The following is a 14,235-nucleotide window of genomic DNA, read 5'->3' as shown; positions in this document are numbered from 1 at the left end:
GGACCCGTCTTCGCCTCCGCTGGTCGTGCCGGTGAACCGGCACGAGCAGCGGGCACGTGAACACCCGCCTGCCGCTTGACGCAGGTTGGTGCCGCCGGCCTCTCCCCTGTGAGGTCGGCATCCGGCGTGCAGGCCGCGGGCCACGCGCGCTCCCGGCGCTATCTCTCCTCGCCGCGGACGACACGGCGGAGCTTGGCGAGGCGCTCGTTCAGGACGCGCTCTCCGCCGTGCTGCGTCGGGCGGTAATAGTCCTTCCCCACCAGGCCGTCCGGCGGGTACTGCTGCTCCAGGACTCCCTCGGAGGTCCTGTGGGGGTACTGGTAGCCGATCGCGTTGCCCAGTTCCCTGGCGCCCTTGTAGCGGCCTTTGCGCAGGTGGGCGGGGATCTCTCCGACGGCGCCCGCCCGGACGTCGGCCATGGCCTCGTCGATCCCGACGATCACCGTGTTCGACTTCGGTGCCATGGCCAGGTGCACGGTGGCCTGGGCCAGGGCGAGGCGTGCCTCGGGCATGCCGATGAGCTGGACCGTCTGCGCCGCGGCGACGGCGGCCTGCAGTGCCGTGGGGTCGGCCAGTCCGACGTCCTCGCTGGCGTGCACCACCAGCCGCCGGGCGATGAACCGCGGGTCCTCACCGGCCACGAGCATGCGTGCCAGGTAGTGCAGCGCGGCGTCGGGGTCCGAGCCGCGGATCGACTTGATGAACGCGCTGACGACGTTGTGGTGCTGGTCGCCCTGCCGGTCGTAACGGACGGCCGTCTCGGCGACGGCCCGCTCCACCGCGGGTACGTCGACCACCGTGCCGCCGGTGTCGGTCACCCCGTCGGCGCTCGCCTCCAGAGCGGTCAGCGCGCTCCGGGCGTCGCCGGCGGCGAGGCGCACGAGGGCGTCCTCGGCCTCGGGGGACAGGGTGACCGCACCGCTGAGGCCGCGGTCGTCCTTCACGGCCCGGCGCAGCAGCTCGCGGACCTCGTCGTCGGTCAGGGACTGGAGTTGCAGCACCAGCAGGCGTGAGAGCAGCGGGGACACCACCGAGAACGACGGGTTCTCGGTGGTGGCCGCGACGAGCAGCACGACCCTGTCCTCGACGGCGCCCAGGAGCGCGTCCTGCTGGGTCTTCGAGAAGCGGTGCACCTCGTCGATGAACAGCACGGTCTGGCGGTCGCGGCGACGGCGCGCGTCGTTCATCACGTCGCGCAGTTCCTTGACCCCGCTGGACAGCGCCGAGAGGGCGACGAAGTGCCGGGTGGCGACGTCGGCGAGCAGCCGCGCAAGGGTCGTCTTTCCGGTGCCGGGCGGACCGTAGAGCAGCACCGACGCCACCTCCCCGCCCTCCGCCAACCGTCGCAGCGGCGCGCCGGGGCGCAGCAGGTGCGCCTGGCCGACGACCTCGGCGAGCGTGCGCGGCCGCATCCGTGCCGCCAGCGGCGCGTCGGCTCCCAGGGGCTCGGCGGGCGGAGTGCGGTCCGGCGTCGATAACGCGAACAGCCCGTCGTTCTCGGCGGGGGATGATGCTCTGCTGGGCACGTGCGGCCCTTCCTCTGTGGACAGGTCACTCATACGTTTTCGGCGGCTACGCGTACAGCGTGCCCCGGGCGACGACCACGGCGGACCCCGCCACCTGGACCGAGTCGATCCGTTCCGGCGTCCCTGTCGCGCGAGCGCGCATCGTCGAAGGACGCCCCATCTCCACCCCCTGGCGGATCTCGATCCACTCCCCGAACGGGATCAGTCCGTGCCGGGCCAAATGTACCGGGAGCGAGCCGGCGGCGGAGCCGGTGGCCGCGTCCTCGACCACGCCGTAGGCGGGCGAGAACATGCGCAGCCGCCACTGGGTCCCCGAGCCCGCGAAGCAGTCGGCGGCCATGTCGGGCAGCCTCGCGAGAATCCTCTGGTCCGGTTCCAGGGTGGAGAGCGCAGCCACACTGTCCAGGCCGACGAACACATGCCGCGGCCCGTTGTCGTAGACCTCGACCGGCAGAGTGCTGCCGGTGGTCACCAGGTCGAGACCGGTGAGCAGTTCGTCCGCGCGGTCGTAGGGCTCCCACGTGGGGAGGGGTTGCCACATGCCGGCCGCGACGGTCCGGCCGTCGTCGTCACGCTCCAGTTCGAACGTCACGGTGCCCTTGGCGGTCTCCATCCGGAGCTCCTTGGCCTCGTGCGACTCGCCGAGCACCACGGCCGTGCCCAGTGTGGGATGTCCGGCGAAGGGCAGTTCGTTGACCGGGGTGAAGATGCGGACCCGCACATCGCCGTCGTCCTCCGCGGGGAGGACGAAGACGGTCTCGGACAAGTGCGTCTCCTGCGCGATCTGCTGCATGCGTTCGGCGGAGAGGCCGGAGGCGTCCAGGAAGACCGCGGTCGGGTTTCCTTCCAGCGGGACGTCGGTGAAGACATCGGCCACCACGTACGCGTAAGTGCCCATGGGATCCGTTCTGGAAAGGGGTTGTCGGGGAATCGTCCGGCGGACGCCCGGGCGGGGGTCGCGCCGTCCTCGCCGCCGGGTCGTCGTGTCGCGGGTCGTCGTGGCGGGGGTCAGTGGGTGTCGAACACGGCCTGGTACCGGGCGACCGCCTTCTCGGTGGCCGCACGCTCGGCGGGGGTCGGGTCGAAGGGATCCGCGGCCGGGGGCAGGGCGCCGAACTTGAGCAGTGCGGCCATGAGGAGCATGCGCGCCTTGGTGGCCGTGAGGTTGTTGCCCGAGATGAACGTCGGGTCGGTGCGGTACGCCATGCCCCCGGTGTTGCCGCGGCCCGTGCGGACGACCGGCATGCCGGTGAAGAGGGCGACGCTCAGCGCCGCGTTCCTCGTCGGGTCGGCCATTCCGAACGGCGACATGCCTTCGCACACGAAACCGGACAGGGGTGCGTGGGCGAGGTTGGCATCGATCCGGGCGAGGATCTCGACCTCCTCCTCGGCGACGGGCGGGTTGTCGGTGCCGGTTCCCGTCGCGGCGTACCGGCTGTACTTGGTGATCGAGACGTGCGGCATGGCGGCGGGTACGAGACCGCCGGCGTCCCTCGTCCCGACGTCGACCGGGGACACGCCGGAGCCCAGGCGCCCGCTCACGCCGACCACCCGCTCGGGGAGCACGGTGAGGCGCAGCTCCGAGCGATGGGTGTGCCTGCGGACGGGGAGGTAGGTGAGCTGCGGGGGTCCGTAGCCGCCCAGGTCGGCGACCACTCCCCCGTGTCCGCCGGTGACCTCGTATCCGCCCGGCCGGGCGTCGACCTTGGTCACGTCCCGGGCCGAGTAGACGAGTTCATCGACGATCACGCAGGCGCCGACGCGGTCCTCGCCGCGCTCGTCCAGGGCGACGCCCGACGCGATGAACTTCACGCCGTCCACCACGTTGCGGTCGCCGTCCGCGCTCAGGGACTGGTGACGGCGCTGCGCCGCGTGTCCGACGAGCGGCACCTTCGTGTCGATCATCAGTCCGAGCCAGTACATGGTCTCGTCGACGGTCGGGCTGCCCTCGAGCCACTGGACGCCGGCGAACTCTCCCGTGTCGAGGACGGCCTGGACCTGGTTGGTCGCCTGGGCGAGGTTCGCCAGACCAGGCTCGCTCTGGAGGTGGTACGGATAGTAGACGAAGAAGTCCTGCCCGAGGCGCTCGGACTCGGGGCCCGTGGTGTATCCGCCGGACGGAGCGGCGCGGAAGAACTCGAAGTCGGCGAGGGACCCCAGCTCGACGGGGTTGCCGTGGTCGGCGAGGCCGAACCGCTCGATCTCCTCGTAGAAGCGACGGGCGTCGGGGTAGAACGTCTGCCGGGCGGCTTCCGGTGGTGCGTACGGTGCCGTCGATGTCTCCTCCCAGGCGGATCCGTCCGCCTGCCTCCCCATGTAGGGAAGGGGGTAGAGACCGTCGGCGGGGTCGAGTTCGACGACGTGCACCGGGGTGGCGTCGCCGGACGGCTGCTCGGCGTGGAACGTACCGTCCTCGTCGAGCCAGCCGTCCGGCGGGGCGTACAGGTCTGCCGAGTCCCTTTCGAGCGGGTGCGCGCTGAACGCCTCGATGTACAACGTCACGGGCGCCGCGAGCCGTTGGGGACGCAGGATGTCGAACCGGGAGGGGCGGAGCGGCAGACCGTGGCGGGCGCGGGCCTTGTTCGAGGTGACGAGGTCCGGTGTGTTCAGGATCGTCGCCGTCGGTCCGGCGAACACCGCGATCCGCGGTCGCGGCGTGCCGGCCGGAAGAATGTCGTCCATCACAGCGGCCTCAGGTGTTCGATGGTGAGGTGGTGCTGCTCGGCCAGCCGCTGGGCGACCAGCGAGCGGTGACACGCCTCGGGGTCGCGCTCGACGCAGAACAGCGTCGCGCTGCCGCCGCTCGGCAGCTCCGCCACGATCGGATCGAGGTCGGCCGGGCCGAGTATCTCGGCCGTGTAGCGGCGGGTGTACTCGGCGGCGAGCTCGCGGCGGGAGCGCTTGCCGACCCCTTGGCGGTCGTCCTCGGCGTACTGGAGGTGACGCAGTTCGGTGGTCGGGGCGAGTTCGCGGTGGTGCCGGTAGCCGATCCCGGCCTCGGCGAGGGCCGCCTGCAGCCGGAGTGAGTTCGCCCAGGCGTAGTCCGGTCCGCGCACCCCGCGGCGCTGACGTACGTCGAACAGCAGGCGCACGTCCGCCTGCCGCAGTCGTTCCAGGAAGGAATCGCCGTCGAAGCCGTAGACGCCGATCGTTGCCAGCTTGAGCACCGAAGATCTCCTGTTCGTGCTGCCGCTCGTGCACCACCCGGCGGTTATGTCCCGCTCTGATCGGTGACGTCGCCCGGACATGTTCTCTGCGTACTCTTCTGCCGTTACGCGGTGCGCGGTGCGGCGATCAGGGCGGTTGTCTCCATGGGAAGTTCCGCGGTCCCGGCGATCTCCAGGCCTGCGCGGTTCAGCAGCCGTGTGATCCGCTCGACGCTGCGGTGTTCACCGCCCGTCGTCATCAGGAGGTGCAGGTCCCACAGGGCGGGCAGCACGGTGGAGTTCTCGTCCTCGACGAACCGGTCGAGGACCAACAGCCGTGCGGAGTCGTCCGCCATGGCACGGCGGCAGCGCTCGAAGACACCGACGACGGCTTCGTCGTCGTGACCGGCCAGCACCCTGCAGAGGAGGTAGACGTCCCCGCCCGCCGGGACGCCCTGGAACATGTCGCCCGCGACCAGCTCCACCCGGTCCAGGCCGACGGTGGCGGACAGATGCTCACGTGCCTTGGGCATCATGTGCGCGCGGTCGAAGAGCGTGCCCTCGGCATCCGGTGTGGCGGTGAGGATCGTGGCGAGCAGGTGCCCGCCGCCGCCGCCCACGTCCACGACCTTCTTGCCGGAGAAGTCGAAGACCTCGGGGACCTGGTGGAAGAACATGCTCGCGGCGTTCATGGTGAGCTGGAACCGGCGGGCGGTGGCCGCGTCCTGACCCAGGTACTCGTAGAACGGCCGGCCGTAGGCGGCTTCGAATCCCGAGCTCTCCGTGCTGATGGCGTGGTGGGCGTGACCCCACGCGGAGTAGAACTCCTCGCCGTACAGCAGGCACATGTCGCTCAGGGACTGAGGGCCTTCGAGGAGGGCAGCGCTCACCTGGGTACCACGGTAGCCGGTGGACTCGCTGCCCTCGAATATGCCCATGGCCACCAGCAGGCGCATCAGACGGTGAATGCCCTGCTCGTTCGCCCCGGTCGCCTTGGCAAGTTCGGCGTCGGTGTCACGGCCGGCCTCGATGTGGTCGGGCAGTCCGAGTTTGACCGCGGTGTAGAGCGCCTGTGCCCTCCATCCCCCGGTGATGATGTCGACCACGTCTCGGGTGGCCTGCACGTCGACTGTCATTGAGCCCTCACCATCCGGCCCTCCCGGCCCACGCCGGTCGGCCCACTTCGCCGCGGTCTTCCACAGCTCGTCAACACGCTTGGTGACACAACTTGCCTCTCGCCCTCCACCCGTTGGGCTGCGGTGAAGCCTCGGCCTGGTTACGGCGGCGGGTGCTGGGGGGGCGTACTGCCTCACGATCCACCGGCAGATCATCTCCACGACGTAGGACCGTTCGGCGTCGTTGAGTGCATGGCCGGCGGGGATGCCGTGCCAGCGCGCGAGGCAGGTACGACAGCACGTCGCGGTGGCGTGCTGGGCGACGAAGACGGGATACCCCCGGTAGGGCGTCTGCCGGCCGTCGTTGCACGGTTCGGCCGGCGCCAGCCTGCGACCGATCAGATCCTCGGCGTGCTTGCGGACGGTGGTGATCCCGCGCAGGTCGACCATCGCGCGGTCCCTTCCGCGCAGCCGGAACTTCGCGCGGAAGGGATGCCGCCCGATCCGGTCCAGCCTGTCGTCCCACTCGTCCGCCATCGATCCCGGGCTCCTTCGAACGCTGTAGCCCCGTGGGTGATCAGGACTTCTGCCGGGTGATGTTGAACATCCAGGTGATCCCGAACCTGTCCACGAACGTGCCGGCCTCGTCGCCCCAGATCTGCTTCTTGAGGGGCATCGCCACGGTGCCGCCGACGGACAGCTTCTCGAAGTACCCGCGGAGGCCGGCGTCGTCGCCGCCGAGGTAGAGCGCGACGTTGGTGCCCGGGTTGAAGGGGACCCGCTCCGGGACGTCCCACGCCATCACCGTGAAGCCGTCCGCGGTGCTGAGGGTGGCGTGCATGATCTTGTCGGGGTCGGGCGACTCCGACGATCCGAAGTCGCCGAACGTGCCCAACTCCAGCTTGCCGCCGAGGACTTCGTGGTAGAACTCCATCGCCTGCCGGGCATCCCCGTCGAAGGCGATGTACGGGGTGAGCTGAGATCCCACCTGATACTCCTCGTTGTCGGTGCGAACGAATGAACCGGGCGACGGACCGGCCGGGCCCGTCGCATCCGGTTCGTGGAAAGCGGACGGAAGTCCCTGGTGGGAAGTCCCTAGGTGGGGATCCCGCCGCGATTGATCTTCGGCACCTCGATGCCCAGCGCACGCAGCTGCTGGAACGGGTTCATGAACTCGCGTTGCTGCTTGATCCTGCCGTCCTCGAGAAGGAACGAGTGGATGAAGTGGTTCCTGTAGTGGCCCGGCGGGTAGTCCGGGTAGAGGATCTGCCCCTCTCCGTCACACTCGACCCAGAACGTGTTGGGGTCCTGTGTCTCGAAGATCTCGACGTTCTTCCACTCCCAGTCGGGGAACATGCGCAGCGACCACTCGCCGTGCGCCTTGAGCTTCTCGTGTCCCTGGGAGTTGACCGGTTCGCCGGTGTCGCTGGTCCACAGGCCGGCGCCGCCGTCCTCGGTGAAGAGCAGATAGCGCGTCAGCCGGTTCTCACCCTTGCGGCTCAGGTAGTCCGCGACGACGGCACGGTGCCGGGCGCGTAGGTCGAGGTCGGCTTCGAGCCCCTCGGGCCGGGCGTCTTCCGTTCCCATCTCGTAATTCCTCGATCCATGGTCAGGGTGTGGATATTGACGTGGTGTGCGCGGCCGGCCGCCGGTGTCGCCGACCGGAATCGACCGGAATCCGCGTCAGAGCCGGAGCTCGGGCCGGTAGACGTCCAGCCAGGTACTCAGGTCGAGCACCCGCTCCATGCCGTTGCGGACGTCGATCGGCATGGTGGCCGAGTCTCGCCGTGTGATGTCCTCCAGCCAGCTGCGGTCGACCAGATCGAAGACCGGGTCGTCGGTCGTGAGCAATTCCTTGGACTGCTGCAGCAGCGCACCGGTGTAGGCCGGGTCCAGAGTGGCGGGGTAGGGAGCCTTCACCCGCTCCAGCACCGACTTGGGCAGCAGGTCGGCGGTCGCGGCGCGGAGCAGGCTCTTCTCCCTGCCGTCGAAGGTCTTCATCGACCACGGGGTGTTGTAGACGTACTCCACGAGACGGTGGTCGCAGAAAGGGACCCGGACCTCCAGCCCGACGGCCATGCTGATCCGGTCCTTGCGCTCCAGGAGCATCCGGACGAAGCGCGTCAAATGCAGGTGGCACATCACCCGCATCCGCATCTCGTGGTCGCTCTCGCCCTCCGCCCGCTCGACCTCGCCGACCGCGTCGGAGTAGCGGTCCCGAATGTAGGCAGGCAGGTCGAGGGCGGCGGTGATGTCGGCGTTGAACCGGTCGGACACCTGGGCCCGCGCGCCGCTGACGAAGACGGCCATCCAGGGGAAGGTCTGCGCAGCCTGGACCTCCGGCTGGTGGAACCACCTGTACCCGCCGAAGACCTCGTCGGCGGACTCCCCGGACAGGGCGACCGTGGACTGCTCCCGGATGGCCCGGAACAGCAGGTAGAGCGAGTTGTCCATGTCGCCGAGGCTGAGCGGACTGTCCCGCGCGGTGATCACGGCCCGGCGCACCGCCGGGTCGGCGATCGCGGCGTGGTCGAGCACGATCGACTCGTGCTTCGAGCCGACGTGCGCACCCACCTCGCGCGCATACGGGGCGTCCGTCGTGCCACGCAGTTCGTCGGCGACGAAGTCGTTCTCCCGTCCGGCGAAGTCCACCGCGAAGCTGCGCACCTTCTCGCCGGGCTCGCCGTGCTCCCCGGGCCGGCCGAGCTTGGCGGCGGCCAGCGCGGTGATCACGCTGGAGTCCAGGCCGCCGGAGAGCAGGGTGCAACGCGGGACGTCGGAGACCAGCTGGCGGCTGACGATGTCCTCGAGCAGCTCGCGCACGGTGGCGACGGTGGTCTTCAGGTCGTCGGTGTGCGGGCGGGTGGGCAGCGTCCAGTAGCGGTGCTCGCGCAGGCCTGAGCGGTCGACGGTGACCAGGCCGCCCGGGACCACCTCGTTCATCCCGCACCACACGGCGCTGCCCGGCGTCTGGGTGAAGCTGACCATCTCGCGCAGTCCGGCGAGGTCGACGGCGCGGTCCGCCAGCGGGTTGGCGAGGATCGCCTTCGGCTCGGAGCCGAATATCACCCCGTCCTCGGTGCTGTAGTAGTAAAGCGGCTTGACGCCCATCCGGTCGCGGATCATCACGAGCTTCTCGACCCTGGAATCCCAGACGGCGAAAGCGAACATGCCGTTGAGCCGTTCTGCGACCGCTTCGCCCCACTCCAGGTAGCCGTGGAGCACGACCTCGGTGTCGCTGCGGGTCTGGAACCGATGGCCCCGGCGCAGCAACTCGGCCTTGAGTTCCGTGTAGTTGTAGACCTCGCCGGTGTACGTGATGGTCACCGGGCCGTCGTCGGTGGGCACCACCATGGGCTGGGTGCCGCCTTCGATGTCGATGACCGCCAGCCGTCGATGGCCGATTGCCGCATGCCGGTCGAGCCAGGCGCCGCGGGCGTCCGGTCCCCGGCACGCCATGGTCTCCGTCATCACGTCCAGCTGCGCCCGCTGCTGAGTCAGATCCCGATCGAACGAGACCCAGCCCGTCATTCCACACATCGACTTGCCTCTCTTCCTGTCGAATCCACGATGCGGAGCACGGTCAGGGTTGGAGCCGGACCGAACGCCAGCCGGAACCGTCGCGTTCGTAACGCAGCCTCTGGTGCAACCGGTCCTCGGGATCGGTCTGCCAGAACTCCACCGACGCCGGCTCCAGCAGATAGCCCAGCCAACGGTCCGGGCGGGGCAGCGCCGAGCCGTCCCGGCCCAGTTCCCGGGCCTGCTCCCGCAGTGCGTCCTCGTCCAGCAGCGGCGCACTCTGGTACGCCGCCACCGACATAGGGTGCGCGCCGGCGGGCCGGGCCACCCAGAGGGCCTCGGAGTCCTCGTCGGGCAGCGGACCGGTCGGGCCGCTCACGCTCACCTGGCGGCCGGCCTCGCGCCAGTAGAAGACCCCGGACGCCCAGCCCGTCTCGGCCAGGTCCCGGCCCTTGCGGCTGTCGGAGTGGCTGGCGAACACCAGCCCCGTCATACAGACCGTGAGCACCTGGACGATCCGGTTGGAGACGTGGCCGCGGGCGTCGACGGTGGCCAGCGCCAGCGCGCCCGGCTCGCGGACGGCGTCCGCGACGGCGCTGTCGAACCAGGAGTGGAGCAGCTTCATCGGTTCGGCGGGCGGGGCGGTGAACTCTTCGACGGTCCGGGGTCGGGGCGATGCGCTCACGATGACTTCCCGATCGGTTCGAAGGCCAGGCCGCGTTCGACCAGCCGACCTGCGTGGACACCTTCGACGATGGCCTCGACGTCGGACACCATCCGGACGGTCGGCGGGTATCCGATGAGCTCGGTGGCCCGGTTCGGCGGCATCGGCGCCGTCAGGTCGGCACCGGAGTCCCACAGCATCACGGCGCCCCAGCGGTTGGTCTCCCGGTCGGAGATCCAGAACTTCAACCGCATTCCGTGGATCTCCGTCCACGGTTCCACGCCCTCGTCGCGCAGGTAGAGCCGTAAGGAGTCGATGGTCTGGCCGGACCCGGTGAGGTCCCACCAGGAGATGGTGGCTTTCATGCGTTCAGTACCTCCGTGCTCTGCATCAGCGGTACGAGCAGCTCGGCCAGCACGCGCTCGCCGTCCTGGGTGAGCACGGACTCGAGATGGAACTGCACCGAGCCGAAGCGCGGCCCGCGCAGGGCGTGCACCTCGCCCGTGCCGGCGTCGGCGCAGATCTCCACCTCGCCGGCACCGGGCCACTCCAGCCGGTCGGCCTGCGCGCGGGCCGAGTAGGAGTTGTAGAACCCCACTCGTTCGCGCGAGCCGAACAGGTCGATCTCGCGCTGGGTTCCCTGGTTCGGGACGTCCCGGCGCCGCAGTTCGAGCCCGAGGTGCCGGCAGAGCAACTGATGGCTCAGACAGACGGCCAGGAAGGGGATGCGCCGGAACAGCAACTCCCCGATGTCCGAGGCGAGTCGGGCCATCCTGGGGTGGTCGGTCTGCCGCGGGTCGCCGGGTCCGGGGCCCATGACGACGAGGTCGTAACCGTCGAAGCTGCGGGACGCGTCGAAGCCGCTGAGTTCCACGGTCAGGCCGATGGCGCGCAGTTGGTGGGCCAGCATCGCGCTGAAGGTGTCCTCGGCGTCGACGACCAGCACCCGGCGGCCGTCCAGCAACGGATGGGGCCGCGCACGCTTCTGGGCCTCGCTGAGCCAGAAGTTCGCGATCGTCTCGTTGCGCCTCCCCAGCGCCTCCTGGATCAGCGGGTGTGCGTCGAGCCGCTCGCCGGCGCCCAGCGCCGCGAGCACGCCCGCGGCCTTGGTGCGGGTCTCGGCGACCTCGGCGTCGGGGTCGGAGTGCCGGACCAGGGTCGCGCCCACACCCACCTCGACGTGACCGGTGCCGTCGACGTCCGAGGTCCGGATGTCGGCGGTACGGATGAGGATGGCCGAGTCCATGGTGCGCGCGCCGTCGGAGTCACGGCCGATGAGGGCCACGACACCCCCGTAGTACCCGCGGCCGCGGGGCTCGTAGCGGGCGATCACCCGGCAGGCGTTCTCGAGCGGGCTGCCGGTCACGGTGGGAGCGAACATGGTCTCCCGCAGGATGTCCCGGGGATCGAGGTCGCTGCGCCCCTCGATGATGTACTCGGTGTGCGCGAGCCAGGCCATCTCCCGCAGGAACGGCCCCGTCACGCGGCCGCCGCCCTGGCAGACCCGGGCCATCATCTTGAGTTCCTCGTCGAGGACCATGTACAGCTCGTCGGTCTCCTTGCCGTCGGTGAGGAACTCCATGACCTCCGACAGGACCGGTCCGGTGGGCGGGTAGCGGTAGGTGCCGCTGATGGGCGTCATCGCCGCGACGCCGTCGCGCAGGCTGACGTGGCGCTCCGGTGTGGCGCCGACGAAGGTGCGCATGCCGGTGTGCACGACGAAGGTCCAGTAGGCGCCGCTCTCCCGGCTGAGCAGCCGGCGGAACAGGCTCAGTGCGCTGCGCGTCGAGTATCCGGTGATGCTGGTGACGAACGAGCGCTTGATGACGAAGTTCGAGCCCTCTCCGGTGCCTATCTCCTTGTCGAGCACGGCGCGGACCATGTCCGCGTACGCCTCGTCGTCGATTTCGAAGCGCCCGCCGTCCAGGGTGATCGGCTCGTCCGGCAGGGCCCTCAGCGCGTCGGACGTGCTGATCTGCCCGTGGTCGGTCACCTCCATCGCGAGCAGCGGTGAGCCGTCCTCGGCAGCGGCGAAACCGCGCTCGGTGATCTGCTGATGAGGCACCAGGACCAGCGTCTCGTGCCTGGCCTCGCCGGGCCGCCCGGTCCCGTCGGCCACCGGGATGTCGGCGAGCCGGGCCCGGGAACCGACCCGGCCCAGCAGGATCTCCACCTGGTCCGGGCCCAGGGACTCGGGGCGGTGCAGCAGGGCGAAGGCACCCGGATGGGAGCCCAGCACGTGTTCGAGCAGCTGCGTCGGGTTCATCGGAAGACCTCCTCGGTGGTGGTGACCACCGAGCAGCGAGCGGCCGCGTAGTCGAGGGCCAGCCGGTGGTGATCGGCGGAGAAGTCGGCGACGGCGTCGGCGACCAGGAACACCTGGATGTCGTTGGCGAACGCCTCCAGGGCTGTCGCCAGCACACCGACGTGTGCGTACACCCCGCAGACGATCAACTGGTCGCGGCCCTGGGCGCGCAGCTGCGCCAGCAGGTCCGAGCGGAAGAACGCGCTGTAGCGCCACTTGGTGAGCACCTGGTCCGCCGGCCGGGGTGCGAGCTCCGTGACGATCTGACGGTCGACGGGGTCCACCCTCATGCCCGGACCCCAGAAGTCTTTGAGCAGGCCGCGATCCTCGTCCGTCATGCCCCCGGGTTGCGCGGTGTAGAACACCGGCACCCCGAGCTCGGCGCACCGCTCCCGCAGTTGTGCGCAGTGGCGCACCAGCGGGTCGCGTACCGCCGGGGGGAAGGGCGCGAGGAAGTATCGCTGCATGTCGTGCACGAGCAGGGCCGCGCGGCTCGGGTCGGGTGTCCACTGCGCCGTACTGGTGGGCAGTTCAGCCGCCGTCGGCAATGGATAGGCTGAAATCGGGGCTATGCCCGCCACGGTTCTCCCTCGGCTCGGTTCGTCATCGTCCGTGTCCGCCAGGCCGACACGACGGCCACCGCCTGACGGGGGTTGAGTCGCGGGTCGCACAACGTCGTGTACTTGTCATCGATCCGGTCGGTGTCGTGCGCGGTATCGGCACATTCGGTCACCGGATCGGGAGTGGTCTCCAGATGGATCCCGCCCGGTGTTCCGCCGACCGCTCGCACGGCGGTCTGAAAGGCCGTGACCTCGCGGACGATCGTTTCCACGATTCGGGTCTTGCGTCCGTCGGCGGTGGTCACGGTGTTCCCGTGCATGGGGTCGACCAGCCAGATCACCGGGTGTCCGGCGGCGCGTACGGCTGCAACCAACGGCGGCAGCAGATCCGTCGCCGCGTCGGCTCCCATCCGGGCGATCAGGGTGAGGCGTCCCGGTTCCTTCCCTGGGTCGAGCCGCTCGCACAACCCGAGCAGCTCGGCGACCGTCGTACGCGGCCCGACCTTGCACGCCACGGGGTTCGCCACCTCTGCCAACAGCGCGACGTGGGCTCCCTCGAGCTGCCGGGTCCGCTCGCCGATCCAGGGCCAGTGTGTCGAAGTGAGCGCGAGCCGGCCTTCCCGGTCCGGTCGCAGCATCGGGATCTCGTAGTCGAGCAGCAGCGCCTCGTGGCTGGTCCAGACGGCCGGGTCGATGCGCGTCTGCCGCGTCGGACAGAGACCGGCCATGAGTCGGCTCGCCGCACGGTAACCGGCCAGCAGGCGTCGGGGATCGGGCCGTCGTGCTTCCGGATCCGGCTCGGGACCGTTCACCATGTGCCCCCGGTACACCGGGATCTCGACGCCGCCGGCCCACTCGGTGTGCGCCGACCGGGGCTTGGCGTACTGGCCCGCGATCCGGCCGACTCGCACCACCGGCTGCTGAGTGATCGTGTTCATGACGCCGGCGAGCACATTGAGCAGGCCCGTCTTCCGCTCCACGTCATCTGCGGTGCACTCCGCGGGATCCTCCGCGCAGTCGCCCGCCTGCACCACCTGCGCCTGTCCGGCGGCCACTCCGGCGAGCAACCCCCGGAGCCTGGTCAATGACTCGGCCTCCACGAGCGGAGGAAGGGCCGCCAGCGCGTCCCGGACCTGCTCGACCTGTGCCGGGTCCCCCCACTCGGGCTGCTGCCGCGTAACCGGGGCGCGCGCAACTTCCCATGAGGTGACGTTCAAGGGTCCTCCAAACCGCAGACGCGTCGGCAACTCACTATTCGTGCATTGACCGCTGCCCCGCTGCCAAAAGCCCATGGCAAAATCCCATGAGGCAGCCAGGATGGTGCCCCCGGAACGCTTTATTCCGGGAACTGCGGGGTTTACGGACGGCTTGCCGACAAGTCGGCGGAGCGCAACGAAGAG

At 69.8% G+C, this 14,235-nt stretch carries 13 protein-coding genes; all 13 read right to left on the bottom strand.

Annotation, left to right across the window (positions count from 1 at the left end):
* Positions 1-158 precede the first annotated feature (158 nt).
* A complete protein-coding gene (locus tag OG352_RS27980; protein WP_329223993.1) occupies positions 159-1,487 on the bottom strand; it encodes a replication-associated recombination protein A in 1,329 nt (442 codons plus the stop codon).
* A gap of 85 nt (positions 1,488-1,572) precedes the next feature.
* Positions 1,573-2,424, bottom strand: a complete 852-nt coding sequence (locus OG352_RS27975) for a PhzF family phenazine biosynthesis protein (protein WP_329220686.1) — start codon at positions 2,422-2,424, stop codon at positions 1,573-1,575.
* 110 nt (positions 2,425-2,534) lie between these two features.
* Positions 2,535-4,208: an asparaginase domain-containing protein gene (locus OG352_RS27970; protein ID WP_329220685.1), complete on the bottom strand. Its 1,674-nt coding sequence runs from the start codon at positions 4,206-4,208 to the stop codon at positions 2,535-2,537.
* Entirely contained in the window at positions 4,208-4,693 is a 486-nt protein-coding gene (locus tag OG352_RS27965) for a DUF488 domain-containing protein (RefSeq protein WP_329220684.1), read from the bottom strand. Before OG352_RS27965 ends, OG352_RS27970 begins: the two co-directional genes overlap by 1 nt.
* 104 nt (positions 4,694-4,797) lie before the next feature.
* Positions 4,798-6,324: a DUF4186 family protein gene (locus tag OG352_RS27960; protein ID WP_329220683.1), complete on the bottom strand. Its 1,527-nt coding sequence runs from the start codon at positions 6,322-6,324 to the stop codon at positions 4,798-4,800.
* Positions 6,325-6,364: 40 nt separating this feature from the next.
* Positions 6,365-6,775: a VOC family protein gene (locus tag OG352_RS27955; protein ID WP_329220682.1), complete on the bottom strand. Its 411-nt coding sequence runs from the start codon at positions 6,773-6,775 to the stop codon at positions 6,365-6,367.
* A 107-nt stretch (positions 6,776-6,882) separates the two neighbouring features.
* Complete coding sequence (locus OG352_RS27950; protein ID WP_329220681.1) at positions 6,883-7,374, bottom strand: PhzA/PhzB family protein; 492 nt, start codon at positions 7,372-7,374, stop codon at positions 6,883-6,885.
* 96 nt (positions 7,375-7,470) lie between these two features.
* Positions 7,471-9,327, bottom strand: a complete 1,857-nt coding sequence (gene asnB, locus OG352_RS27945) for an asparagine synthase (glutamine-hydrolyzing) (protein ID WP_329220680.1) — start codon at positions 9,325-9,327, stop codon at positions 7,471-7,473.
* 43 nt (positions 9,328-9,370) lie between these two features.
* Entirely contained in the window at positions 9,371-9,991 is a 621-nt protein-coding gene (phzG, locus tag OG352_RS27940; protein WP_329220678.1) for a phenazine biosynthesis FMN-dependent oxidase PhzG, read from the bottom strand.
* A complete protein-coding gene (locus OG352_RS27935) occupies positions 9,988-10,335 on the bottom strand; it encodes a hypothetical protein (protein WP_329220676.1) in 348 nt (115 codons plus the stop codon). The genes phzG and OG352_RS27935 overlap by 4 nt, the downstream gene beginning before the upstream one ends.
* Complete coding sequence (locus tag OG352_RS27930) at positions 10,332-12,236, bottom strand: anthranilate synthase family protein (protein ID WP_329220674.1); 1,905 nt, start codon at positions 12,234-12,236, stop codon at positions 10,332-10,334. Before OG352_RS27930 ends, OG352_RS27935 begins: the two co-directional genes overlap by 4 nt.
* Positions 12,233-12,856 carry an isochorismatase family protein gene (locus OG352_RS27925; protein WP_329220673.1) on the bottom strand — a complete coding sequence of 208 codons (624 nt, stop codon included), beginning with the start codon at positions 12,854-12,856 and terminating at the stop codon, positions 12,233-12,235. Before OG352_RS27925 ends, OG352_RS27930 begins: the two co-directional genes overlap by 4 nt.
* Positions 12,844-14,052 carry a 3-deoxy-7-phosphoheptulonate synthase gene (locus tag OG352_RS27920; RefSeq protein WP_329220672.1) on the bottom strand — a complete coding sequence of 403 codons (1,209 nt, stop codon included), beginning with the start codon at positions 14,050-14,052 and terminating at the stop codon, positions 12,844-12,846. Before OG352_RS27920 ends, OG352_RS27925 begins: the two co-directional genes overlap by 13 nt.
* Between the last annotated feature and the right edge of the window lie 183 nt (positions 14,053-14,235).

The organism is Streptomyces sp. NBC_01485, assembly GCF_036227125.1.
Taxonomy (GTDB): Bacteria; Actinomycetota; Actinomycetes; order Streptomycetales; family Streptomycetaceae; genus Streptomyces.
Note: the sequence above shows the minus strand (reverse complement) of the source record. Positions and strands in the feature narration are given on the sequence as shown.

Excerpts from the sequence above, each read along its gene's own strand:
- OG352_RS27975 (WP_329220686.1), bottom strand. The coding sequence starts at position 2,424 with ATGGGCACTTACGCGTACGTGGTGGCCGATGTCTTCACCGACGTCCCG.
- asnB (WP_329220680.1), bottom strand. The coding sequence starts at position 9,327 with ATGTGTGGAATGACGGGCTGGGTCTCGTTCGATCGGGATCTGACTCAG.
- OG352_RS27950 (WP_329220681.1), bottom strand. The coding sequence starts at position 7,374 with ATGGGAACGGAAGACGCCCGGCCCGAGGGGCTCGAAGCCGACCTCGAC.
- OG352_RS27930 (WP_329220674.1), bottom strand. The coding sequence starts at position 12,236 with ATGAACCCGACGCAGCTGCTCGAACACGTGCTGGGCTCCCATCCGGGT.
- OG352_RS27970 (WP_329220685.1), bottom strand. The coding sequence starts at position 4,208 with ATGGACGACATTCTTCCGGCCGGCACGCCGCGACCGCGGATCGCGGTG.
- OG352_RS27960 (WP_329220683.1), bottom strand. The coding sequence starts at position 6,324 with ATGGCGGACGAGTGGGACGACAGGCTGGACCGGATCGGGCGGCATCCC.
- OG352_RS27935 (WP_329220676.1), bottom strand. The coding sequence starts at position 10,335 with ATGAAAGCCACCATCTCCTGGTGGGACCTCACCGGGTCCGGCCAGACC.